Origin of the sequence: Amycolatopsis sp. GM8, from assembly GCF_021653975.1 — a bacterium.
Lineage (GTDB): Bacteria > Actinomycetota > Actinomycetes > Mycobacteriales > Pseudonocardiaceae > Amycolatopsis_E.
Window position 1 is genome coordinate 1,482,401 of the sequence record NZ_JAJKFK010000001.1, and the last position, 21,177, is coordinate 1,503,577.

17 protein-coding genes and 1 riboswitch are annotated in these 21,177 nt (G+C 68.6%); of the genes, 8 read left to right on the top strand and 9 right to left on the bottom strand.

Annotated features, from left to right (window positions below; translation table 11 throughout):
- Positions 1-28: 28 nt before the first annotated feature.
- Genes LOZ83_RS07105 through LOZ83_RS07115 form a run of 3 tightly spaced genes read right to left on the bottom strand, consistent with a single transcriptional unit; the run spans position 29 to position 3,334 of the window.
- Positions 29-1,783, bottom strand: a complete 1,755-nt coding sequence (locus tag LOZ83_RS07105) for an ABC-F family ATP-binding cassette domain-containing protein (RefSeq protein ID WP_236789368.1) — start codon at positions 1,781-1,783, stop codon at positions 29-31.
- The gene (locus LOZ83_RS07110) at positions 1,784-2,746 is read right to left on the bottom strand and encodes a 4-(cytidine 5'-diphospho)-2-C-methyl-D-erythritol kinase (protein WP_236789369.1); all 963 of its coding nucleotides are present in this window, start codon (positions 2,744-2,746) and stop codon (positions 1,784-1,786) included.
- Positions 2,747-2,755: 9 nt separating this feature from the next.
- Positions 2,756-3,334, bottom strand: coding sequence for a TetR/AcrR family transcriptional regulator (locus LOZ83_RS07115; protein ID WP_236789370.1), 579 nt, complete (start codon positions 3,332-3,334; stop codon positions 2,756-2,758).
- Positions 3,335-3,627: 293 nt separating this feature from the next.
- On the opposite strand from LOZ83_RS07115, the gene LOZ83_RS07120 reads away from it, so the two are divergent.
- Positions 3,628-5,046 carry an MFS transporter gene (locus tag LOZ83_RS07120; RefSeq protein WP_236789371.1) on the top strand — a complete coding sequence of 473 codons (1,419 nt, stop codon included), beginning with the start codon at positions 3,628-3,630 and terminating at the stop codon, positions 5,044-5,046.
- 53 nt (positions 5,047-5,099) lie between these two features.
- Here LOZ83_RS07120 and LOZ83_RS07125 read toward each other — a convergent pair whose 3' ends face one another.
- From LOZ83_RS07125 to metG, 5 genes are all read right to left on the bottom strand, one after another.
- Entirely contained in the window at positions 5,100-6,110 is a 1,011-nt protein-coding gene (locus LOZ83_RS07125) for a methionine ABC transporter ATP-binding protein (RefSeq protein WP_236789372.1), read from the bottom strand.
- A 185-nt stretch (positions 6,111-6,295) separates the two neighbouring features.
- A riboswitch (SAM riboswitch) is annotated at positions 6,296-6,384 on the bottom strand.
- A gap of 66 nt (positions 6,385-6,450) precedes the next feature.
- Positions 6,451-7,299: a 16S rRNA (adenine(1518)-N(6)/adenine(1519)-N(6))-dimethyltransferase RsmA gene (gene rsmA / locus LOZ83_RS07130; protein ID WP_236789373.1), complete on the bottom strand. Its 849-nt coding sequence runs from the start codon at positions 7,297-7,299 to the stop codon at positions 6,451-6,453.
- A 35-nt stretch (positions 7,300-7,334) separates the two neighbouring features.
- Positions 7,335-8,783 carry a transglycosylase family protein gene (locus tag LOZ83_RS07135; RefSeq protein WP_374202631.1) on the bottom strand — a complete coding sequence of 483 codons (1,449 nt, stop codon included), beginning with the start codon at positions 8,781-8,783 and terminating at the stop codon, positions 7,335-7,337.
- Positions 8,784-9,003: 220 nt separating this feature from the next.
- Positions 9,004-9,810, bottom strand: a complete 807-nt coding sequence (locus LOZ83_RS07140) for a TatD family hydrolase (RefSeq protein WP_236789374.1) — start codon at positions 9,808-9,810, stop codon at positions 9,004-9,006.
- 16 nt (positions 9,811-9,826) lie between these two features.
- Positions 9,827-11,626 carry a methionine--tRNA ligase gene (gene metG, locus LOZ83_RS07145; protein WP_236789375.1) on the bottom strand — a complete coding sequence of 600 codons (1,800 nt, stop codon included), beginning with the start codon at positions 11,624-11,626 and terminating at the stop codon, positions 9,827-9,829.
- A gap of 48 nt (positions 11,627-11,674) precedes the next feature.
- On the opposite strand from metG, the gene LOZ83_RS07150 reads away from it, so the two are divergent.
- The 5 genes from LOZ83_RS07150 (at position 11,675) to LOZ83_RS07170 (ending at position 18,256) form a co-directional block, all read left to right on the top strand.
- Positions 11,675-12,262 carry a PadR family transcriptional regulator gene (locus LOZ83_RS07150; protein WP_236789376.1) on the top strand — a complete coding sequence of 196 codons (588 nt, stop codon included), beginning with the start codon at positions 11,675-11,677 and terminating at the stop codon, positions 12,260-12,262.
- Positions 12,263-12,342: 80 nt separating this feature from the next.
- A complete protein-coding gene (locus tag LOZ83_RS07155; protein ID WP_236789377.1) occupies positions 12,343-13,326 on the top strand; it encodes an ATP-binding cassette domain-containing protein in 984 nt (327 codons plus the stop codon).
- Positions 13,319-14,083, top strand: a complete 765-nt coding sequence (locus LOZ83_RS07160) for an ABC transporter permease (RefSeq protein WP_236789378.1) — start codon at positions 13,319-13,321, stop codon at positions 14,081-14,083. Before LOZ83_RS07155 ends, LOZ83_RS07160 begins: the two co-directional genes overlap by 8 nt.
- A 49-nt stretch (positions 14,084-14,132) precedes the next feature.
- Positions 14,133-17,525, top strand: a complete 3,393-nt coding sequence (locus LOZ83_RS07165) for a phosphodiester glycosidase family protein (protein WP_236789379.1) — start codon at positions 14,133-14,135, stop codon at positions 17,523-17,525.
- Between the two features lie 116 nt (positions 17,526-17,641).
- Complete coding sequence (locus LOZ83_RS07170; protein WP_236789380.1) at positions 17,642-18,256, top strand: glycoside hydrolase family 25 protein; 615 nt, start codon at positions 17,642-17,644, stop codon at positions 18,254-18,256.
- Between the two features lie 4 nt (positions 18,257-18,260).
- On the opposite strand, the gene LOZ83_RS07175 is transcribed toward LOZ83_RS07170, so the two are convergent.
- A complete protein-coding gene (locus LOZ83_RS07175) occupies positions 18,261-18,986 on the bottom strand; it encodes an SDR family oxidoreductase (protein ID WP_236789381.1) in 726 nt (241 codons plus the stop codon).
- A gap of 314 nt (positions 18,987-19,300) precedes the next feature.
- On the opposite strand from LOZ83_RS07175, the gene LOZ83_RS07180 reads away from it, so the two are divergent.
- Both LOZ83_RS07180 and LOZ83_RS07185 read left to right on the top strand, forming a co-directional pair.
- Positions 19,301-19,522 (top strand): hypothetical protein, encoded by a 222-nt coding sequence (locus tag LOZ83_RS07180; protein WP_236789382.1) that lies wholly within the window; start codon positions 19,301-19,303, stop codon positions 19,520-19,522.
- Entirely contained in the window at positions 19,471-20,679 is a 1,209-nt protein-coding gene (locus LOZ83_RS07185; protein WP_236789383.1) for a recombinase family protein, read from the top strand. Before LOZ83_RS07180 ends, LOZ83_RS07185 begins: the two co-directional genes overlap by 52 nt.
- Positions 20,680-21,177: the final 498 nt, after the last annotated feature.

Here is a 21,177-nt window from a genome sequence, read left to right on the forward strand (position 1 = left end):
ATGCCGTCCACGACTCGGCGAACAACCCCTACTCCACCAGTTCCGACGTGTCCAGCCACCGGGCCTCGACGTCGTCCTTTTCGGTCAGTACGCGCTTCAGTTCGGTGTTCAGCTCGACGAGCTGCTCCGGGTTCGTGGCGTTGGCGGCGAGTTGTTCGTGCAGTACGGTCTCGCGCTTGGCCAACTGGTCCAGACGACGCTCCAAGCGCCCCAGTTCCTTCATCGCCGCACGGTGCTCCGCGGCGCCCGACTTCGGCTGGAGTGCGGCCGGAGCCGGGGCGGCCGCCTGGACGGCTCGCGCGCGGCGCGTCAGATACTCGTCGATCCCGCCGGGCAGGTGCGTCACCCGGCCGTCGCCGAACAGCGCGTACACGCCGTCGCAGACTCGCTCGACCAGGTACCGGTCGTGCGAGACGACCACGAGCGTGCCGGGCCACGAGTCGAGCAGATCTTCCAGCTGCTGCAACGTATCGATGTCGAGATCGTTCGTCGGCTCGTCGAGCAGCAGCACGTTCGGCTCGGCCATCAGCAACCGGGCGAGCTGCAACCGCCGCCGCTCGCCGCCGGACAGGTCGTCGACCGGGGTCCACTGCCGCGCCGCGGGGAAGCCGAGGCGCTCGGCGAGCTGCGAGGCCGACATCTCCTGCTTGCCCAGCACGACCCGGCCGGCGATCTCCTCGACCGCTTCGAGCACCCGCAACTGGCCGGGCAGTCCCTCCAGCTCCTGCGAAAGATGCGCCAGCGACACGGTCTTGCCCTCGACGCGCCGCCCGGACTCCGGCGACGACTCCCCGGCGAGCAGCTTCAGCAAGGTGGTCTTCCCGGAGCCGTTGACGCCGACCAGACCGATCCGGTCACCAGGACCGATCTGCCAGGTGACGTCGTCGAGCACGGGCTTGTCCCCCGCGTGCAACGTCACGTCTTCCAGCTCCAGCACGGTTTTCCCGAGCCGCCGCCGCGCGAAACTCAGCAGCTCCACGGAATCCCGCGGCTCCGGCACGTCCGCGATCAGCGCTTCGGCCGCCTCCACGCGGTACCGCGGCTTCGACGACCGTGCCTTGGCGCCGCGCTGCAGCCACGCCAGCTCCTTGCGGGCGAGGTTCCGCCGCTTCTCCTCGGCGCTCGCCGCGAGCCGTGCCCGCTCGGCGCGCGCGAAGATCCAGTCCGCGTAACCGCCTTCGTACTGCTCGACGTTGCCGTTCGCGACCTCCCACGTCTGGCCGCACACGGTGTCGAGGAACCACCGGTCGTGGGTGACGACGACGAGCGCGGTCCGCCGCGCCAGCAGGTGATCGGCGAGCCAGCGGACACCTTCGATGTCGAGATGGTTGGTCGGCTCGTCGAGCACGATCAGATCCAGATCTCCGACGAGCGCGGCGGCCAGCGCGATCCGGCGGCGTTCGCCACCGGACAGGTTCGCGGTCGGCGAGTCCAGGCCCAGCGCTGTGATGCCGAGTCCGTCCACAATGGACCGGACGCGCGCGTCGGCGGCCCACTCGTGCTCGGCGGAGTAGTGCCACAGCACGGCGTCGCGCACCGTGCCGGCGGGGAGCTCGGTGCGCTGCGTGACGACCGCCAGCCGCAGGTCGCGGACGCGGCTGACCCGGCCCGAGTCCGGCTCGGCCACCCCGGACAGGACTTCGAGCAGCGTCGTCTTGCCGCCGCCGTTGAGGCCGACGACCCCGATGCGCTCACCTTCGGCCACGCCGAGCGACACGTTGTCGAGCAACGGTTTGACGCCGTAGGACTTACTGACGGCTTCAAGATTTATGAGGTTGGCCATCTATGCGTGTACCTGGGGAGGAGGAGTGGGGCGGTGCACATCGTCACCGCCGACGAAACGGGCACCGGGCACCGGGCCGTGCGCGACGCGGACGGTCCGGCAGACCCCGGCGCCGGACAGCTCGGCCGCGACTTCGAGCGCGGCTTCGCCGTCCTCGCACAGGAACGCACACGTCGGGCCGGACCCGGACACGGTCCCGGCGAGCGCGCCCGCGTTCACCCCGGCGCGAAGTGTGCGACGAAGGCCCGGGCGCAGCGACACCGCCGCTGCCTGGAGATCATTGCCGAGCAACAGCGCGAGCTGCCGCGGATCACCGGACGCGAGCGCCTCGACGACCGGTGCGTGTGAGCCGACCCGCGGCGGATCACCGTTCTCCCGCAACTGATCCAGCTCGCCGAACACCTGCGGAGTGGACAGTCCACGATGGTCGAACGCGAGCACCCAGTGGAAGGTGTGCCGGGACAGCACGGGCACGAGCTTCTCGCCGCGGCCGGTGCCGAGCGCCGTGCCGCCGTAGAGCGCAAAGGGGACATCGCTGCCGAGGCTCGCCGCGATGTCGGCCAGCTCGTCCCGGCCGAGCTCCAGTTTCCACAGCGAGGTCAGCGCGACGAGCGTCGCCGCGGCGTCCGCGCTGCCGCCCGCCATCCCGCCGGCGACCGGAATTCCCTTGCGCAGCACCACGCGTACCTTCGGCTCGATCTTGCCGGCGCGCCCGGCGAGCGCCTCCACCGCCTGCCAGGCAAGGTTCTCCGGGCCGGTCGGCACCGCGTCCTCACCCTCGCCGTAGACCTCGAGACCGGGTTCGTCGGTGACCGCGACGGTCACCTCATCCGACAGCGACAACGCGTGGAACACCGTGGTGAGGTCGTGGTACCCGTCGTCGCGCAGGTCGCCGACGGACAGGTGCAGGTTGATCTTCGACGGCACCCGCACGGTGACTGGAGGCGGAACGACGGCTAGCACCCGTCAAGACTACGTGGCCCCGCCCGCGCCCTGCCCGCGAGGAGAAACAAGTTCCAGCGCGACCTCGAGCGCCACCTTCGACGGGGCCACTCCGGGGTTCTCCTCCTGGAACTGCGGGTTGTTACCGACCATCAGCGCGATGAGCGCGAGCCGGGCCCGCAGCTGCGCGTGCGGATCCCGCTCGTCGGCCGCGATGATGGTGAACAGCTCCTTCATCCGGTGCACCAGCGGGTTGCGATCTTGGAAGCCCTTGAGCGTGGGCTGGTTCTCCTGCATGAACCGCATCAGCGGACCGAACTGGCCTTCGACGAGGTCCGCCAGCCGCCGGATCAGCTCCTGGCGCGTGCCGGTGTTGTCCTCCTGGGCGCGCGCCCAGGTGAGCACCTCGTCCATCGACTTCGCGAGATCGTCGAGCAGGCTCGCAACGATGTCCTCTTTGGTCCGGAAGTGGTAGTAGAGCGCGGCCTTGGTGACATCGAGCTTCTCCGCGATCTCGCGCAGCGACGTCTTCTCGTAGCCCTGCTCGGCGAACAACTCCAGCGCGATCCGCTGGATGCGCTCCCTCGTGTCACTGCGCCGCCCCGCCATCTCCGTTCCTTCCTGAGAAGCCCCTCAAACTAACTTGACGCCCGACTAGTTCGAGCTTACCTTACGACTAGCAAGTTAACTTGCCGGCCGACAAGTTAATGAGCTTGCTCAGCATACTGCTTGGGAGTTTTCCCAAGCGGCGGAGCCGCTTTGTGGTGTGGGTGGTTCCTCGCGAGGACCGCGCCGACGCGGTGCAATTCCAGCCAGGCGATCCCAGAGCGAGGGCCCGCCTGAGGTTCCGCTACCGGCACCGTCAAGCAAGCCGCTTCAACTTCATCTGTGAGGGGATCGCCATGACAACGACACTGAGCGCGCCACCCGACGCGCGCACGGACCAGCGCAGATGGTGGGCACTGGTCGCCATCGGGCTGGCGCAGCTGCTGGTCATCGTCGACACCACCATCGTCAACATCGCGCTGCCGTCGGCGCAGCGCGAACTCGGCATGTCCGACGTCGCCCGGCAGTGGACGATCAGCGCGTACACGCTGGCGTTCGGTGGATTGCTGCTGCTCGGCGGCCGGCTGGCCGACCGGCTCGGGCGCAAGAACACGCTCATCGTCGGCGCGATCGGGTTCGCCCTCGCGTCCGCGGTCGGCGGCGCGGCGACCGGACCGGGCATGCTCATCGCGGCCAGGGCGGCGCAGGGGGTCTTCGCCGCACTGCTCGCGCCGTCCACCCTGTCCCTGCTCACCATCACGTTCACCGAACCCAAGGAACGCGCCAAGGCGTTCGGCATCTTCAGTTCGATCATGATGTCCGGCGCCGCGCTCGGCCTGCTCGCCGGCGGCGCGCTCGCCGAGTACCTCGACTGGCGCTGGTGCCTGTACGTGAACCTGCCGCTGGCCGCCGTCGCCGCGATCCTCGGCTGGTACGTGCTGCCGAAGGTCGAGGCGCACCGCGAGACCCGGTTGGACTGGATCAGCGCGATCCTCGGCAGCGGCGGCATCGTGTCGCTCGTCTACGGGCTGTCCGAGGCCGCGACCCGCGGCTGGAGCTCCGGCCTGGTGCTGGGCTTCGTCGGCGCGGCCGTGGTGCTCGTCGTGGCGTTCGTGTACCGGCAGAGCCGGGTCGAAAACCCCTTGCTGCCACTACGAATTCTCGGTGACCGCACCAGGTCGGCCGGCTTCCTGACCATTGCCGCGACCGCGTTCGGCATGTTCGGGATGTTCCTGTTCCTGACCTATCAGCTGCAGGGGATCATGCACTACGGCGCGTTCCAGGCGGGGCTGGCGTTCCTGCCGTTCCTGGTGGGCAACCTGGCCGTGTCGCTGCTGATCTCGCGCCGGCTGCTGCCGAAGACGGGACCGCGACCACTGCTGGTGATCGGCATGCTGCTGATGGCCGGCGGGCTCGCCACGCTCACGCAGCTGACCCCGGACTCGTCGTACTGGGGCCTGATCCTGCCGGTCGAGCTGATGCTGGGCGCGGGTGCCGGGCTGTCGATGCCGGTGGTCATGAACACCGCGACCGCACGGATCGAGCCCAAGGACGCCGGTGTCGCGTCGGCCTTCATCACGACGTCACAGCAGGTCGGCGCTTCACTCGGGACAGCTTCGCTGAGCACCATCGCGTCGGGCGCGACCGCCTCGGCGGCCGGGCTCGGGGTGGCGGCCGCGACGGTGCACGGATTCGCCGTGGCGAACGGCTGGGGCGCCGCGATCATCGCCGCGGCGGCGATCGGCGTCGGCGTCCTCGCCGGCTCCAAGAAGTAGCCCGCGAGTCCCCCTGTTCCGGCGTGACCGGAACAGGGGACTCGCGCGGTTCGTCAGGCGGCGACGCTGCGCGGGCCGGCGGCGAAGTGGGTGACGTGGGCACCGCGGTCGGCGATCCAGGCCAGTGCACTGTCCGCCTGCCGGCCGGTGACGCCGACCCGGAACCGGGCGACGGGGGTGTCGCCGACACGGGTCAGCCCACCGCCGATGGTCGCGAGCTCGACCTCGAACCGGACCGCCGCCTCGGGCAGCAGCGCGCCGACGGCGGCGAACCCGATCAGCACCACATCGGCGGCCCGGTCGTACGCGGCGCTCTGCGAACGCGGCGTGTCGATCGCCGGCAGCAGCGCGTCGGCGGTCCGGCTGCCCGGCACGGCCAGCAGGTCGAGCACGGTGCCGTGCTCGACGACGCGGCCGGAGTCCAGCAGCGCGACCCCATCGCAGACGCGCCGGGCGACGCCGGCGTCCTTCGTCGTCAGCACGACCGTCACGCCCAGCTCGGCGCGCGCCCGGTCGAGAACCGTCAGCACCGAGCCGGCCTCGTCGGCACCCAGGCCGGCGGTCGGGTCGTCGGCGAGCAGCACCGCGGGGCCGGAAGCGACCGCGCGGGCGATCTCGACGCGGCGGCGCTGGCCGTCGGTCAGCTCGCCCGGGTGCTGCGTCGCCCGCTGGGTGAGGCCGGCGATGTCGAGCACGCGGCCGACCCGGCTGCGCCGCTGCGGACCGTCGACACCGAGCTGTTCGAGCGGGGCCGCGACGTTTCCGGCAACCGTGCGCTCGGCGTACAGCGCCGGCGCGGTGTCCAGCGCCGCGACCTGGCGGCGCACCTCGCGCAGCCGGCGGCCGTCGAGACCCGCGGTGTTCAGCCCGTCGAGCCGCACCGTGCCGCGGTCGGGTTTCTCTTGCAGTGCAACGACTTTGGCAAGCGTGGACTTGCCGGACTTCGCCGGGCCGACGACGCCGTACAGCGCGCCGGCACCGATTTCGAGGTTCACCTCGCGCAGGGCGAGCACGGGCGAACTCTTGCCGGGAAAGGACTTGGTCAGATTTTCGAGTGTGATCAACGAAAGCTCCATGCTGCGGGCGCGCATCGCGCCGGACGTCACCGACTAGACCGTCCTAACCGGACAGTCGCAAAAGGAATCGAACTCAGCGGGTGAGAACGGTCAGCGACGACATGCACACACAGAACGGCGGCACTCATCGACGACTCGGCGCCTCGTGAGCATTCGCGTCCGGTACACAGCTTCCTCCATCGATCCTGGCGGTAGCACCTGCCCGGGAGGGTGGTTGCTGCGACTTCGGCGAGCCAGGTCTCTCAGTCGCTCGGGATGGATACCTTCAAAAGTAGAACGGATGTCCTGTGTTCCGCGCAAGTGTCCAGCCGCAGATCACACGCCTCAATCACACGGACGGCCGTAAGTGGGCACGCTCCGCTATCCGCGCGAACTCCTCGACGGTGAGTTGCTCACCACGAGTGCGCGGCTCGATACCGGCTGCCTGGAGTACAGCGCCCGCCTGTTCGGCCGAACCGGCCCATGAGGCCAGCGCGGCCCGAAGCGTCTTGCGCCGCTGCGCGAACGCGGCGTCGACGACCGCGAACACGGCCTCCCGGTCGCCGGAGCGCTCGGCACCCCGTTCGAACGACACGAGCGCCGAGTCGACGTTCGGCACCGGCCAGAACACAGCGCGCGGCACGGCGGCGACCTTGCGCGCCTTCCCGTACCAGGCGAGCTTGACGCTGGGCACGCCGTAGATCCGGCTGCCCGGCCCGGCGGCCATCCGGTCGGCGACCTCCGTCTGCACCATCACCAGCGCGCGGCTCAGCGACGGCAGTTCGGCGAGCAGGTTCAGCACGACCGGCACGGCGACGTTGTAGGGCAGGTTCGCGACCAACGTCGACGGCGGCGCGGGCAGCTCGCCGGCCCGCAGCTTGAGGGCGTCCCGCTCGAGGACGGTCAACGCGCCCTCAGGGACGCGCTCCCGGGCCGTGGCGGGCAACCGCGCCGCGAGGACCGGATCGATCTCGACCGCGGACACCTGGGCGCCGGTGGCCAGCAGGCCCAGCGTCAGCGAGCCGAGCCCCGGGCCGACCTCCAGCACGGCGTCGCCCGGCCCGACACCGGACAGCTCCACGATCCGGCGCACGGTGTTCGGGTCGTGCACGAAGTTCTGGCCGAGCTTCTTCGTCGGCCGCACGTCCAGCTCGGCCGCCAGCCCACGGATCTCGGCCGGACCGAGCAGTTGCGCCACGCCTGAAGACTACTGCGGCGCGGATCCGGCCTCGGTCAGGCCGCTCCGGCCTTCTTGGAGCACACCGGCCACGCGCCCCAGCCCTGCCCGGCCTGGACCTTCTGCGCGATCGAGATCTGCTCCTCGCGGCTCGCCTGGTAGGCGTGCTGCGCGTAGGAGCCGCCGCCGTAGGCCAGCCAGGTGCTGTTCGTGAACTGCAGGCCGCCCTCGAAACCGTTACCGGTGTTGGCCGCCCAGTTGTTGGTGGACTCGCACTTCGCGATCGCGTCCCAGATCCCGGCGTTGCTGATGTCGGGCTGCTTGGTGCCGATCCGGATGATCTTCGGCTTCGCGTCGACGAGGACCTTCACCGACAGCTGCTCGCGGCCGGTCTCCTTGCCGTTCTTCTTGGTGATGCGGTAGGTGACCAGCTGCTGGCCCGGCGTGCCCGGGTCCTGCACGACCTGCTTGCCCGAGTCCAGGGTGTTGTCCTGGATCTGCTGGACCGGCGGGTCGATGGACTCCTGCTGGTTGATCACGGAGATGCCGGTGCGGCTGATGTGCACCTCGGCGCCGTCGGCGATCTTGAACTGCAGGCCTCCGTCGATCGCGTCGTCCGGGCCCAGCGACAGGTTCTGGTCCTTGAGGAAGTCCGCGGCGGTGAGCGCCGTGGTGGTGACCTGCTCGGGTGCGCGGTCGCCGTCGTAGACCGTGACGTGCTTGAGGGTGTTGATCGTGACCGTCGCGCCGTCGAGCGGCAGCGCCGCGGTCGGCGCCATCGAGAAGAAGCTGCCGTTGGCGAACTTGCCGGTCATGCCGAGCTGGTCCATCGCCTCGGCGAGGGTGTCGGCGCGGACCCAGGAGTCCTTCGCGACGCCGTCCACGATCATGTTCAGGTGCCGGCCGCGCTCGAGCTTGATGACGCCCCCGTCGCCGACGGGGGCCTGCGGGGACGGGGAGAGCGCGTCGTGCTCGCCGACGCTCACACCGGCGTCCTTGAGCACCTCGCCCACGGTCTTGCCGAAGCTGTGCACGGTCTGCTCGTGGCCGTCCACGTCGACCGTGACGCTCTTGTTCATGGCCAGCGCGGCCGCGCCGCCGCCGGTGATGCTGATCAGCAGGGCCAGGACCGAGCCGCGGAGGAACCGCTTCTTCCAGGTCTTGACCGCGGTCATCAGAGCCCGCTCGGGCTCCGGCTCGACCTCGACGTACTCCGTCCGCTCCTCGGACACGCGGTCCGGGATCATGGACAGCGAGGGGAGCATGGTGGTTTCGGCGTTGATCAGCCGGATGAGCTCGTCGACATCGAGCTCGGCTTCCGCCATCAGGTCATCGGCGTCCGGGCCGAGAACCGTCCGCACATCGTGCTCGGTGATGGCGAGGTCGTCGGAGAAGTCCCAGTCGGCTTCGGTCGGCCAGTCCAGCGTGCCAACTCCGCCACGGGGGGACCCGTACCAGTCGATCGTGTCGTCGAGGCGCGCGTGAGCCTGTCTACTACCAGTCACAGCAGGTCGTTCCCTTTCGCACTATCGGCAACCACAGTCCATGTCATCCCCGACCCCGACCTGCACTGACTGACTGCGGCTCGTGCCGGCCGATTAATCACCCGGCACGATCACGGGACAGTAACGGGTGCCGCGAGGTTGCGCAAACACCGCCCGGAATCTAGTGGCCTTCGTCACTCCTCCGTGTGGTGTACGAGGCTTCACGAATGTCGCAATCCGTTCAACTCGTTGTGACAGAAGGGAGTTGGAACACGCGCTCGGCGTTTCGGCAAGCCCCCGTTGCGATCTCTTCGACGCTCTGTTGTCGCAGCTCAGCCAGGTAGCGCACGGTGTAGGCCGTGCAGTAGGGCTCGTTCGGCCTGCCGCGGAACGGATGCGGGGTCAGGAACGGCGCGTCGGTCTCCACCAGAAGTTGCTCCAAAGGGAGCAATTTCGCCGCCTTCTGGAGCGCGTGCGCGTTCTTGAACGTGACGGTGCCGGCGAACGACAGTACGTAGCCGGCGTTGGCGCAGCGGCGGGCGAACTCGGCGTCACCGGAGAAGCAGTGGAACACCACCCGCTCCGGCGCGCCCTCCTCGGTCAGGATGCGCAGGATGTCCTCGTGCGCGTCCCGGTCGTGGATCATCAGCGGCTTGCCGACCCGCTTGGCGAGGTCGATGTGCCAGCGGAACGCCTCCTGCTGGGCGTCGTGCGGCGAGTAGTCCCAGTAGTAGTCGAGCCCCGTCTCGCCGACCGCCACGACTCGCTCGGCGCGAGCCAGGCGCTCTATTTCGGACCGCTCCGCATCGCCGAAATCCTTGGTACGCGTGGGATGTATGGCGACCGCCGCGAACACCCGGCTGTCCCATGTGGACGCTTCGGTGACCCAGCGGGCGGACGCGACGTCGTCCGCGACCGTCACCACCCGGGTCACCCCGGCAGCCTCGGCGCGATCGACCATCGCCCGCACGTCGGCCGCGTTCACCGCGCCGCAGGCGTCCAGATGCGTGTGCGAGTCGACCACCGGCGCCGGAAGACGCTCCGGCACCGGTGGCCTTTCCTTCTTATTCGTCACGTTCGATCGGGGCCCACTCCGGCCCGGTCTCGCCCAGCTTCGGGTCGAGCTTCGCGAACAGCGGGGTCGGCTTGGCCAGCGGCCGCCCGACCTCGATCGGCGTGGACTGCCAGCGCGCCTGCTCGGCCGCGTAGTCACCGGTGAGGATCGGGTTGGTGCGGCCGGGGATGTCGAGGTCCTCGACGTCGTGCAGCTCCGGCTGGGCCGCCCAGACACCCGTCCCGCCGAGCGCCTCGTGCACCTTCTGCGCCGAGTGCGGCAGGAACGGCGTGAGCAACGTGTTCGCGTCCGAGACGACCTGCAGGGCGGTGTGCAGCACCGCGTCACGCCGCTCCGGGTCGTCCTTGAGCTTCCACGGCTCCTGGTCCGACAGGTACCGGTTCGCGGCCGTGACGACGCGCATGGCCTCGCCCGCGGCCAGCTTGAACCGCGAGCGCCGCAGGTGCCCGCCCGCGGTGTCGAACGCCGTGCGGGAAAGCGCTTTCAGCTCCTCGTCCGCGGGGGCCGGCTTGGCCGGGGCCGGGATCGCGCCGTTGTTCTTGTGCGCCATCGAGATCGACCGGTTGACCAGGTTGCCCCACTCGTTCGCGAGCTCGAAGTTCGTCCGCCGGACGAACTCGTCCCAGGTGAAGTCGGTGTCCTGGGTCTCCGGACCGGCCACGGAGATGAAGTACCGCAACGTGTCCGGGCCGAACTCGCGCAGGAAGTCGTGCACGTAGATGACCGTGCCGCGCGAGGTGGAGAACTTCGAGCCGCTCATCGTCAGGAACTCGCTGGACACGATCTCGTCCGGCAGGTTCAGCGTGCCGTACCGGCCGATCTCGCCGCCGTGATCCCCCGCGCCGTTGTGCCCGAGCAGCAGCGCGGGCCAGATCTGGGCGTGGAAGGTGATGTTGTCCTTGCCCATGAAGTAATAGGTGCGGGCGTCGGCGTTGCTCCACCACTCCTGCCACGCGTCCGGCTGCCCGGTGCGGCGCGCCCATTCGACGCTGGCCGAGAAGTACCCGATCACCGCGTCGAACCAGACGTAGAACCGCTTCAGCGGCTGGTCCCGCCAGCCGTCCAGCGGCACCTTCACACCCCAGTCCAGGTCACGCGTGATCGGCCGGGGCCGCATGTCGTCGACCAGGTTCTTGGTGAACTTCAGGACGTTGGGCCGCCAGTCGGTCCGGGTGGACAGCCACTTGCCGAGCGTCTCGGTGAACGCGGGCAGGTCCAGGAACAGGTGCTCGGTCTCGACGAACTTCGGCGTCTCGCCGTTGATCCGCGACCGCGGGTTGATCAGGTCGGTCGGGTCGAGCTGGTTGCCGCAGTTGTCGCACTGGTCGCCGCGTGCGCCGTCGTACCCGCAGATCGGGCAGGTGCCCTCGATGTAGCGGTCGGGCAGGGTGCGGCCGGTGGACGGGCTGATCGCGCCGGTCGTGGTCTTGGGCAGGACGTAGCCGTTGCGGTAGAGCGCGAGGAAGATCTGCTGGGTGACCTCGGCATGGTTGCCGGTGGTGGTGCGGGTGAACAGGTCGTAGCTCAGGCCGAGACCCTGCAGGTCGGAGCCGATCTGCCGGGTGTACTTGTCGGCCGTCTGCTGCGGGGTCAGGCCTTCCTTGTCGGCCTGCACCGTGATCGGCGTGCCGTGCTCGTCGGTCCCGGACACCATGAGCACCCGGTTGCCGGCCATTCGCTGGTAGCGCGAGAAGACGTCGGAGGGGACCCCGAACCCGGACACGTGGCCGATGTGACGGGGGCCGTTGGCATACGGCCAGGCCACCGCCGTCAACACATTGGTGCTCATGCTTTATTAGCGTACGGGGACTGTCAGGTCCGTTATTGAGAGGTAGCGATGTCCGCGACCAGGCTGCTGGTGCTCGGCGTCGTGCGCATGTACGGTCGCGCGCACGGCTATCAGGTGCGTCGCGAGCTGCTCACCTGGTCGGCGGACAAATGGGCCAACGTGCAGCCCGGCTCCATCTATCACGCGCTGAAGAAGATGACGGCCGAGCACCTGCTGGAACTGGTGGAGGTCGAACCCGGCGAGTCCGGCCCGGAGCGCACCGCCTACCGGGTGACCGACATGGGCGAGCGAGAGTTTCACGTGCTGCTTTCCCACGCGCTGTCGGAGGCCGACCGCGACGGCGCGGAGATGGCGGCCGCGCTCACGCTGATGACCACCCTGCCGCGCAAGCGCGTGATCGGGCTGCTGCGGCACCGGATGTTCAAGATCGAAGCCGACCAGCGCAGTGCGGAACTGCTGATCAAGGAGAGCACCGACTGGGGTCAGCCGGCGCATATCCGCGAGCTGTTCCGGATCTGGCAGCTGCATTCCGAGACGAGCCTGAAATGGCTGAGCGAGCTGATCGGCCGGCTCGAGTCCGGGGAATACGTGATGGCCGACGACCCCGGACGGTCATTCGGCGAACCTCCAGAGTAATCAAGTTTGACCACTGCCTGATACTGCCAGATAGAGTGCACGGACTGACTAATCAAACTTGATTACCGGAAGGGGAGCCCATGATCAGGGCACGCGGCCTGGCGCGGAGCTTCACCACGCGCCGCCGCACGGTCGAGGCCGTCAAGGGCGTCGACATCGATGTGTCGGAGGGGGAACTGGTCGGCTTCCTCGGCCCGAACGGGGCCGGGAAGACGACCACCCTGCGCATGCTCACCACCCTGCTGCGCCCGACCGCGGGCGAGGCGACGGTCGGCGGGTGCGATCTGCGGAAGGACCCGCTCGGGGTGCGGCGGCGGATCGGGTACGTCGCACAGGGCGGTGGCACCGCGGCCGAATGCAAGGTGACCGAGGAGATCGAACTGCAGGGCCGGTTGTACGGGCTGACGAAAGCCGCCGCGCTCAGCCGCGGTGCGGAGTTGACCGAGCAGCTCGACCTGTCGGGCCTGGATCAGCGGCTGACGAAAACGCTTTCCGGCGGCCAGCGCCGGCGCCTCGACATCGCGCTGAGCCTGATCCACGACCCGAAGCTGCTGTTCTTCGACGAGCCGACGACCGGGCTGGACCCGCAGAGCCGCGCGAACCTGTGGGACCACATCCGGCGGCTGCGGTCCGAGCACGGCGTGACGCTGTTCCTCACCACGCACTATCTCGACGAGGCGGACTCGCTGTGCGACCGGATCCTGGTGATCGACAACGGGGAGATCGTCGCGGAAGGCACGCCGGACTCGCTGAAGTCACGCGTATCCGGTGACGGTGTCACGGTCGGCGTGCCGGAGGGATCGGTGGTCGTCGCCGCCGAGATCGCCGGGCAGCTGCCCGGCGCGCACGAAGTGACCACTGTGGACACCGCCGTCACGTTCCGGGTGCCGCGCGGGGACACCGCGATGCCGGAACTGTTGCGCGCGCTGGATTCCGCGGGGATCGCGATGACGTCGGTGCAGGTGCAGCGCCCGACGCTGGACGACGTGTTCCTGACCCTGACCGGTCGCAGCCTGCGCGACGCCGAAGAGGGTGCGAAGCCGAAGGAGGCCGTCCATGCGTGAGACGTGGCTGATCTTCCGGCGCGACATGACGTTGTCGCTGCGGAACCCGGCGTGGATCATGATCGGGATCATGCAGCCGGTGCTGTACCTGGTGCTGTTCGGTCCGCTGATGGAGAAGGTCGTCAACAACACGCCCGGCTTCCCGCCCGGCAGCAGCTGGACGATCCTGACCCCGGCGCTGATCATCCAGCTGGCGTTGTTCAGTTCCTCGTTCGCCGGGTTCTCGATCCTGATGGAGTACCGCAGCGGGCTGCTGGAACGGCTGCGGGTGACACCGGCGAGCCGGATCGGGCTGCTGATGGGGAAAGTGCTGAACAACGCGGTGCAGGCGGTCGTGCAGGCCATCCTGATCATCGTGCTGGCGTACCTCGTGTTCGGCCTCGACGCACCGATCGGCGGGATCCTGCTGAGCCTGGTGATCGTGGCGCTGACCGCGATCACGCTGGCGTCCGCGTCGTACGCGGTGGCGCTGACGATCAAGAGCGAGCAGGCTTTCCCGGCGCTGCTGAACGCCGTGCTGATGCCGGTCCTGCTGCTGTCCGGGATCCTGCTGCCGATCACCAGCATCCTGGCGCCGAACTGGCTGTACACGATCTCGCGGATCAACCCGTTCACGCATGTCGTGGACTCCGAACGGGCCACCTTCCGCGGCGACTTCACGTTCGGCGGTCTGTACCTCGGTGTCCTCGTCGTCCTGGTGATGGCAATTCTCGCGGTGTGGTGGGGTGCAAGGACTTTCCAACGGGAGAACGCCTAGGTAGCCCGCCGGACACCTCCGCGCCACCCACCGGTGCTGGGGTGTCGGCATGCCGAGATCTCCCCGAAGAACAACCCTCTTCCTCGCGGCCACCACCATCGCCGCCAGCGCGGCCGGGCTCACCACGGGCCCGGCCGCCGCGGCGTCCGCACAGCCCTGGCTGCCGGCCACCCCGGCCGGCTGGAACCTGGTGGTGGACCAGACCAGTACTCCCCCGGTCACGATCACCCGCGGCGTGACGCGGTATTCGGAAACCTACGACACGGTCGGCGGCCGCCAGCACACCCAGGTGCTCGACGTGAACCTGACCGACCCGAACGTGCGCCTCGGCGTGGTCGAGGCCGGTGACACGATCACCGACCCCGCCGACGAGACGGTGGGCTCGATGGCCGACCGCACGCACGCGATCGCCGGCGCCAACGGCGACTTCTTCGAGATCAACGCGACCGGCCGCCCGCTCGGCGGCGTCATCACCGGCGGCAAGCTGCTGAAGAGCCCGCGGCCGGACTTCAACGCCCAGCTCGGCATCCGCGCCGACGGCAGCATGGTGCTGGGCCCCCAGGACTTCAGCGGCACGGTCGCCGATGGCACCGCGTCCACCACCCTGACTTCCGTCAACGTTGTCAACGATGTCGCCTCGGGCGGGATCACCGAGCTCACTCCCGCGCTCGGCGGGGCGACCGGGTTGCCGGCCGGCACGCTGGTGCTCGGGCACGAGGGCGCCGCCGGTTCGCTGGTGGTGGACTCCATGCAGACCGGCGTGACCGCCGCGCCCGCGCTGCCCGCCGGGCAGCTGGGCCTGCTCGGTGGCGGCGCGGGCGGCCAGTGGCTGGCCAGCACTGTCCACAATGGAGATACGCTCGCCCTTGAGCGGAAGATCGCGCCAGACAACGATTTGCGCGAGCTGATCAGCGGCTCCACGATGCTCGTCAAGGACGGCGCGGTCTACGACGACCCGACCGGCAACCCGCCCGGCGGCGTGAACCCGGAAACCGTGATCGGGCTGACGAAGGACGGCAAGCACACGATCATCGCCACCATCGACGGCCGGCTCGGCTCGTCGGTCGCGACGGGGGTCACCCCGGCGCAGGTCGCCGGTTACATGGTCGCCCACGGCGCGTACACCGCGGTGCTGTTCGACGGCGGCGGCTCGACCGAGATGGTCGGCCGGCATCCCGGCGACGCCGGGGTTTCCGTGCTCAACAGCCCGTCCGACGGGCATGAGCGCCCGGTCGCCAACGGCCTGTTCGTCTACACCACCGCACCGGCCGCGGGGCCGGCCAAGTCGGTCGTGATCAACGGCGGCAAGCCGGTGGACACCGTCCCGGGCGCCACCGTGCCGGTTCCGGCGTTCGGCCTCGACTCGCTGGGCAACCCGGCCCGGGACGCGGCGTCGGTCCAGGTGGTGCCGCCGTCACTGGGCACCTGGGCGAACGGCACGTTCACCGCTCGCGACGCGGGCACCGGCGTGTTGGTCGCGCGAGCCGGGAATGCCGTCTCCGTCCAGCCGCTGCGCGTGGTGTCCCACCTGTCCTCGTTCACGATCTCGCCCGGCGAGCCCGATCTCAACAACGGTGGCACACAGGCCTTCACGTTGTCCGGCACCACCGGGACCGGCGCCGCGGTGGACATCCCGGCCGCCGCGGCCACCTGGTCCACCGACCGCAGCGGGCTCGGCACGATCGACGCGAACGGCCTGTTCACCGCGGCCGCGGATGGTTCGGGGCTCGCCACCGTGACCGCCAAGGTCGGCGGGACCACGGCATCGACAACGGTCGCCGTCGGCAGTGTTTCCCAGCTGATCAACGACTTCAGCGATCCGGCGAACTGGAACCTGCGGAACACCACCGGTCAGCCGGTCACGTTCACGGCCGCGCCTGGCGTGGTTCCGCCCGGCTCGACCGCGACCGGCTCGTCGCAGCTCAGCTACACCATGCCCGCCGGTTCCGGGGTCAAGCAGCTGGTGCTGTCATCGAAGACCACGCTCCAGGCCGCCGCGAACGCCGACGGCCAGAACCCGACCGGCATCGGGTTGTGGGTGAAGGGCGACGGGACCGGCATCCAGCTGGCCGAGTCGTTCATCGGCATCGACGGGGCGACGACGACGCTGTACCCGACGACGGTCACCTGGCAGGACTGGCGGCTCGCGGTGGCCACCCTGCCGCCCGGCCTGAACTTCCCGCTGAAGATCAACTTCGTCGACTTCCTGACCATCAACCCGAGCACGACCACCTCCGGCACGCTCAACGTGAGCGGGCTGCAGGCGCTGTACTCACCGCGGCCGGTCTCCACACCGCCGTACCAGCCGTTCCCGCAGAACCCGTCGTGGCTGCGGTTCAGCGAAAACGCGGCCGACTTCGACCGGCGGGGCACGACGATGCTGGTCGGCGACGACGCGCACCTGCTGGCGAACGACCCGGGGTCCGCGAGCAGCAACGTGCTCACCGCGATCGGCAACCGGCTGCCGGCCCTGCCACCGCAGGCCCGGCCGTCGCAGGTCCAGGCGCTCGGTGACATGCCCGACGACGGGCAGCTCGCGGACCTGCAATTCGCGCAGTCGAAGCTGGCGTGCCTCGGCGTGCCCTACCGCGACGCGGTGGGCAACCACGAGATCAGCCAGGGCGCGCTGCCGGAGAACGGCAACTTCACGCAGGTCTTCGGCGACACGCACTACGCCTACCAGTCCGGGCAGGCGAACGTGATCGTGACCGACAACGCGCACGGCAGCCTGCTTTCCTCGGACGCCTTCCAGGTGCCCGCGCAGGCGCAGTACCCGTGGCTGGTGCAGCAACTGACGAACACGACCGCGCCGGCCGTGCTGGTCGTGACGCACATGCCGGCCTACGACCCGCACCCGGTCGCGAACAGCCAGTTCAGCGACCGCGGGGAGGCCCGGATGTACGTCCGCCTGTTGCAGCGCTACCAGCAGACGCATCCCGGGAAGCATGTGGTCATGCTGTACGGCCACTCCCGCGGGTTCGCCGAGCAGATGATCGATCCGCTGGGCAACCCCGCGTCACCGGCGCAGGGCGGTATCCCGCAGCTGACCGTGGCCGACCTCGGCATGCCGCCGTACGCGCCGCCGGACCAGGGCGGTTTCTACAACTTCGGGCTCATCCACACCACTTCCCGCGGGGACATCCAGTTCTCGGTGGAACCGGTGCTGTCCTCGATCACCGTCAGCCTGCCCGCCGGCACGGCGACCGCCGGCTCCTCGCTGACGGCGACCGCGACCGGTGCGGAAGTCGGCGGGGACAACCTGCCGGCGGCGACCATGCCGATCGCGGATCCCGCGTCGCACGTGTGGTCCACGAGCGATTCCCGGATCGCCTCGATCGACCCCGTCACCGGCAGGATCACGGCCCGGCGCCCTGGTACGGCAACGATTTCCGTCACCAGCGGCGGTGTCACCGGCACCGCCACGCTCACCGTCACCCGGTGATCCAGGTGCGTCCGCGCCGGAATTCCTGGTGCGGACGCACCCATTCAATACGGCATCTTCGCGTTTTCGCACCTAGAGTGGCTGGACGGTGTTCGGGGGAGCGCGAAGGTGGAGGTTTGGCGGAAGAAGAAAAGGCGCGTGGGATAAACCTGTCGCTGCACGCGACCGTGGCCGATTGGGACACGGTCCGGGCCGCTTCGATCGTTTTCGCTTCGATCACGGTCACCGAGAACGTCAATTGGAGCGATACGGGCGCGTACAAGCAGATCGCCGCTGCACAGGAGGCCGGGGTACGCGCCGGGATCAGGCATTACGCCCGGCCCGGCGCGCCCCAGGATCAGGCGGAACATTGCGTCCGGCTGGGCAAGCAACTCGGCGTGTTCGGCCCCGGGGCGCTCGCGCCCGCGCTCGATGTGGACGCGGTCGGCATCAACGACAGGTTCATCAAGTCGTGGATCAAGACCGTGCGAAACGCGGCGGGGATTCGGCGCGTCCTCGTTTATGCGTCTTACGACTCGTGGCTGCATCAATTGCGTCCCGCCAAATGGGCCGACTCCGACGTGGTGCTGTGGGTGCGCCGGCACAACGGGATTCCCGGCCGCCCCGGTTGGCAGCATCCGCGCCTGGGCCTGCACCAGCATCGCGCGGCGCCGCTCGCGCCCGGCTACGACGGCCCGATCGGGCTCGACGCGATCGTCTACCCGTTCACGCTGGCCGACGTGCTGCTCTGAGCGCTCACCACGGCACCACACCGTCGTCCTCGAAGAATCCGCAGGTCGGGCCGTCGTCGGGCAGGGTCGCGAGCTGGATCGCAATCGCCGCGCCCTGTTCGGGGGTGCGCCCGCCACGGAAGCCGTTGAGGTCGGTCGCGGTGTAGCCGGGGTTGCCGGCGTTGATCAGGATGTTGGTGTCGCGCAGTTCTTTGGCGTACTGGACGGTGACCGCGTTGAGGAAGGTCTTCGACGTCGAGTACGCGACGGAAATCGGTCCCGTGTCGACGCCCGGCGTGGTCTGCAGGGTCAGCGAGCCGACGCTGCTCGACATGTTCACGATCCGCGGCGACGCCGACCGGCGCAGCAGCGGCAGCATCGCGTTGGTGACGCGGATGACGCCGATCACGTTGACCTCCACGGCCGCCCGCACGGCGTCGAGATCGGCCGTGGTGGGCTGCTGTCCCGCGCCGCCGGACACCCCGGCGTTGTTGACGAGCACGTCGAGGCGTCCCGCGCGCTCGTCGAGCAGCTTCGCGGCGGCGGCAACGCTCGCGTCGTCGGTCACGTCGAGCGGCACGCCGAACGCGTCGACACCGGCCGCGCGCAGCTTCTGCACGGCGGCTTCGCGGAGCTGCTCGTCCCGGGCGCCGACGCCGATGCTCCAGCCGAGGGCGCCGAGGCCGACGGCGATTTCGTATCCGATCCCCTTGTTCGCGCCGGTGACCAGCGCGATCGTCTGTTGACTCATGCCATTAATCCTGGGCCTGACCTGGGCGAACTGGCCAACACCGATTGGGTGGTCAGCGATACCGCACGGGTATCGTGGCGGTATGGAGACGCGGGAGCTGCGGTACTTCGTCGCCGTGGCCAGGGCGCTTCTAGTGCACACTTGGTGTCATGGGAGCTTCGCAGCCACGTCGTGAGCGGGGTCGGACGCTTATCGAGCACGACCCTGACCAGCTAGTTTGGGTCCTGTCGGCCCGTGAGTCCAGGGCCACGCCGGGGCGTGACGCGCCGGGTGAGGGTCAGGTTGACTACCAGCTCAGTGACCTTCGCGCGTTCGTGGGCAAGGTCGGCGGGCGGATCGACCGGGAGGTACCCGAGCCGAACGTGTCGTCATTCAAGCGGCGGCGCGTCATGTTGCCGGATGGCACCTACGGCTACCGCGTGGTGCGTCCGGACTGGGAAGCGATCCTGACCTCGTTGCGGCGGGCGAGTGCAACGCTCTGGCCGTGGTGGACATCGACCGGGCGACCCGTGACCCGCGCATTCTGGAAGACCTGATCGACGCGGTCGAGCTGTATGGCGTGTATGTGGTCAGCATGACCGGCAACATCGATTTGTCCAGCGACGCGGGAATCTCGGCCGCCCGGAACCTGGTGAATCAGCGTAACGCCGAGTCGCGGAATACTTCGCGTCGGGTCATCGACGGGAAGCGGCGGGCGGCGAGGGCGGGAAAGAATCATGATGGCCCGAATCGCGCGTTCGGGTGGCGTAAGGATCGGCTCACTCTGAACAAGCGGGAATCGGCGCATATCCGCAAGGCGGTTCCGCGTATCCTCGCCGGGGTAAGTCCGCTCACAGTCGCCCGTGAGTGGAATGAGCGCGGGATTCCCACGGTGACGGGTGTGCAGTGGCGGTCGGCAACGATCCGGAACATGTTTCTCCGGCCGCGCATGTGTGGAATGGTTGTCTACCGCGGCGAGATCCTAAAAGACGACACCGGCAGTCCAGCGCGCGGCAAATGGGAACCGATCCTCACTGACGACGAGTATGCGAACATCGTGCGCGCGTGGACGCCGGCTGAACAGTCCGAACATTCACGGGTGGGCGGCAAGGGCCGGGGGTATCGCACGATCCATCTGCTGTCGCCCTTCGTTCGGTGCGGGAAATGCAACGCCCGCATGGTCGGCTCGAATCGGCGTGATCCCCGCTCCGGAAACCTGGTGGAGATCTATCGGTGCCCAGCCAAAGGACAAGGCGGGTGTGGCAGTATCGCGCGAGTGGCCGCGCCAATCGACGCCTACGTTAAAGCGCTGGCCATCGCGGAACAGCAGAAGATCCAGTCCCGCAAGGTGGAAGAGTTGCCGCCGCGGCCGAAAGAGAAGGAACTCGCAGACCTGGAAACCCGGATCGAGGAGTCCACGCGGCGATATGAGTCTGGCGAGTATTTGGCGGAACGCTACTTTCCCAGCCTTGCCCGCATGGAAACGGCCGTGGCCAACCTGCGGCGCGAACAGCGCAATTATGCGGCGCGGCAGGATGCGCGCCGGACATTTATTGCTAACCTGGCACAGGAGTGGAACAATCCGAGTTTCACGATGGAACAGAAACAGGCTGCCGTTGCGCAGAGTTTGACGGCTGTGGTGATCGGTCCGGCGAGCAAGGGCGTCCGGTTCCACCCGGATCAGATCATCCCCATATTCCGACAGGAATCGTAACCGCCATAACATACGTGTAGGCCCCCGCCCGTCCGGTCAATCCTCCCCGGACAGGCAATACCGCTAAGTTAGGCGGCTGGGTTTACGAGTCTTATGTGTTGCGACTGGGAGTATGTTGTGGTGTAACCTTGGCCCCGTTTGCCAGACCCTGTCCGGACCAAGGGGCCAAGCTCAGTTTAGGACGGACGCCAAGCGGGCATTCGAGTAGGTTTCTTGTCGTTCTACGTCTCGTGGTGATCCTCATCTCTCCGGAACGGCCTGTTAGGACTGGATGGAACCTTAATCGGTAGAAATCTGTTGTCGCAGTAACAGGTTGAACCCAGTTTACGTCTGCGCAAATCCGATACCTTTGCGCAGTTCGCCGAACTCTGTCCGATCCTGTGCGCATGACGGGACTGTCAAGTCCCGTTCTCGCTCGCGCGTCCAAAGCCGCCGCCCAAACAACGTGTCATAGCATCTGTTATGGCCGGTTTCCGGGTTGAACGCAAGGACATGCTC

Bases quoted from the DNA above. Each gene is read 5' to 3' on its own strand.
- LOZ83_RS07160 (WP_236789378.1), top strand. From the start codon at position 13,319: ATGCGTGAGACGTGGCTGATCTTCCGGCGCGACATGACGTTGTCGCTG.
- LOZ83_RS07155 (WP_236789377.1), top strand. From the start codon at position 12,343: ATGATCAGGGCACGCGGCCTGGCGCGGAGCTTCACCACGCGCCGCCGC.
- LOZ83_RS07150 (WP_236789376.1), top strand. From the start codon at position 11,675: ATGTCCGCGACCAGGCTGCTGGTGCTCGGCGTCGTGCGCATGTACGGT.
- LOZ83_RS07120 (WP_236789371.1), top strand. From the start codon at position 3,628: ATGACAACGACACTGAGCGCGCCACCCGACGCGCGCACGGACCAGCGC.
- LOZ83_RS07175 (WP_236789381.1), bottom strand. From the start codon at position 18,986: ATGAGTCAACAGACGATCGCGCTGGTCACCGGCGCGAACAAGGGGATC.
- metG (WP_236789375.1), bottom strand. From the start codon at position 11,626: ATGAGCACCAATGTGTTGACGGCGGTGGCCTGGCCGTATGCCAACGGC.
- LOZ83_RS07115 (WP_236789370.1), bottom strand. From the start codon at position 3,334: ATGGCGGGGCGGCGCAGTGACACGAGGGAGCGCATCCAGCGGATCGCG.
- LOZ83_RS07165 (WP_236789379.1), top strand. From the start codon at position 14,133: ATGCCGAGATCTCCCCGAAGAACAACCCTCTTCCTCGCGGCCACCACC.
- LOZ83_RS07105 (WP_236789368.1), bottom strand. From the start codon at position 1,783: ATGGCCAACCTCATAAATCTTGAAGCCGTCAGTAAGTCCTACGGCGTC.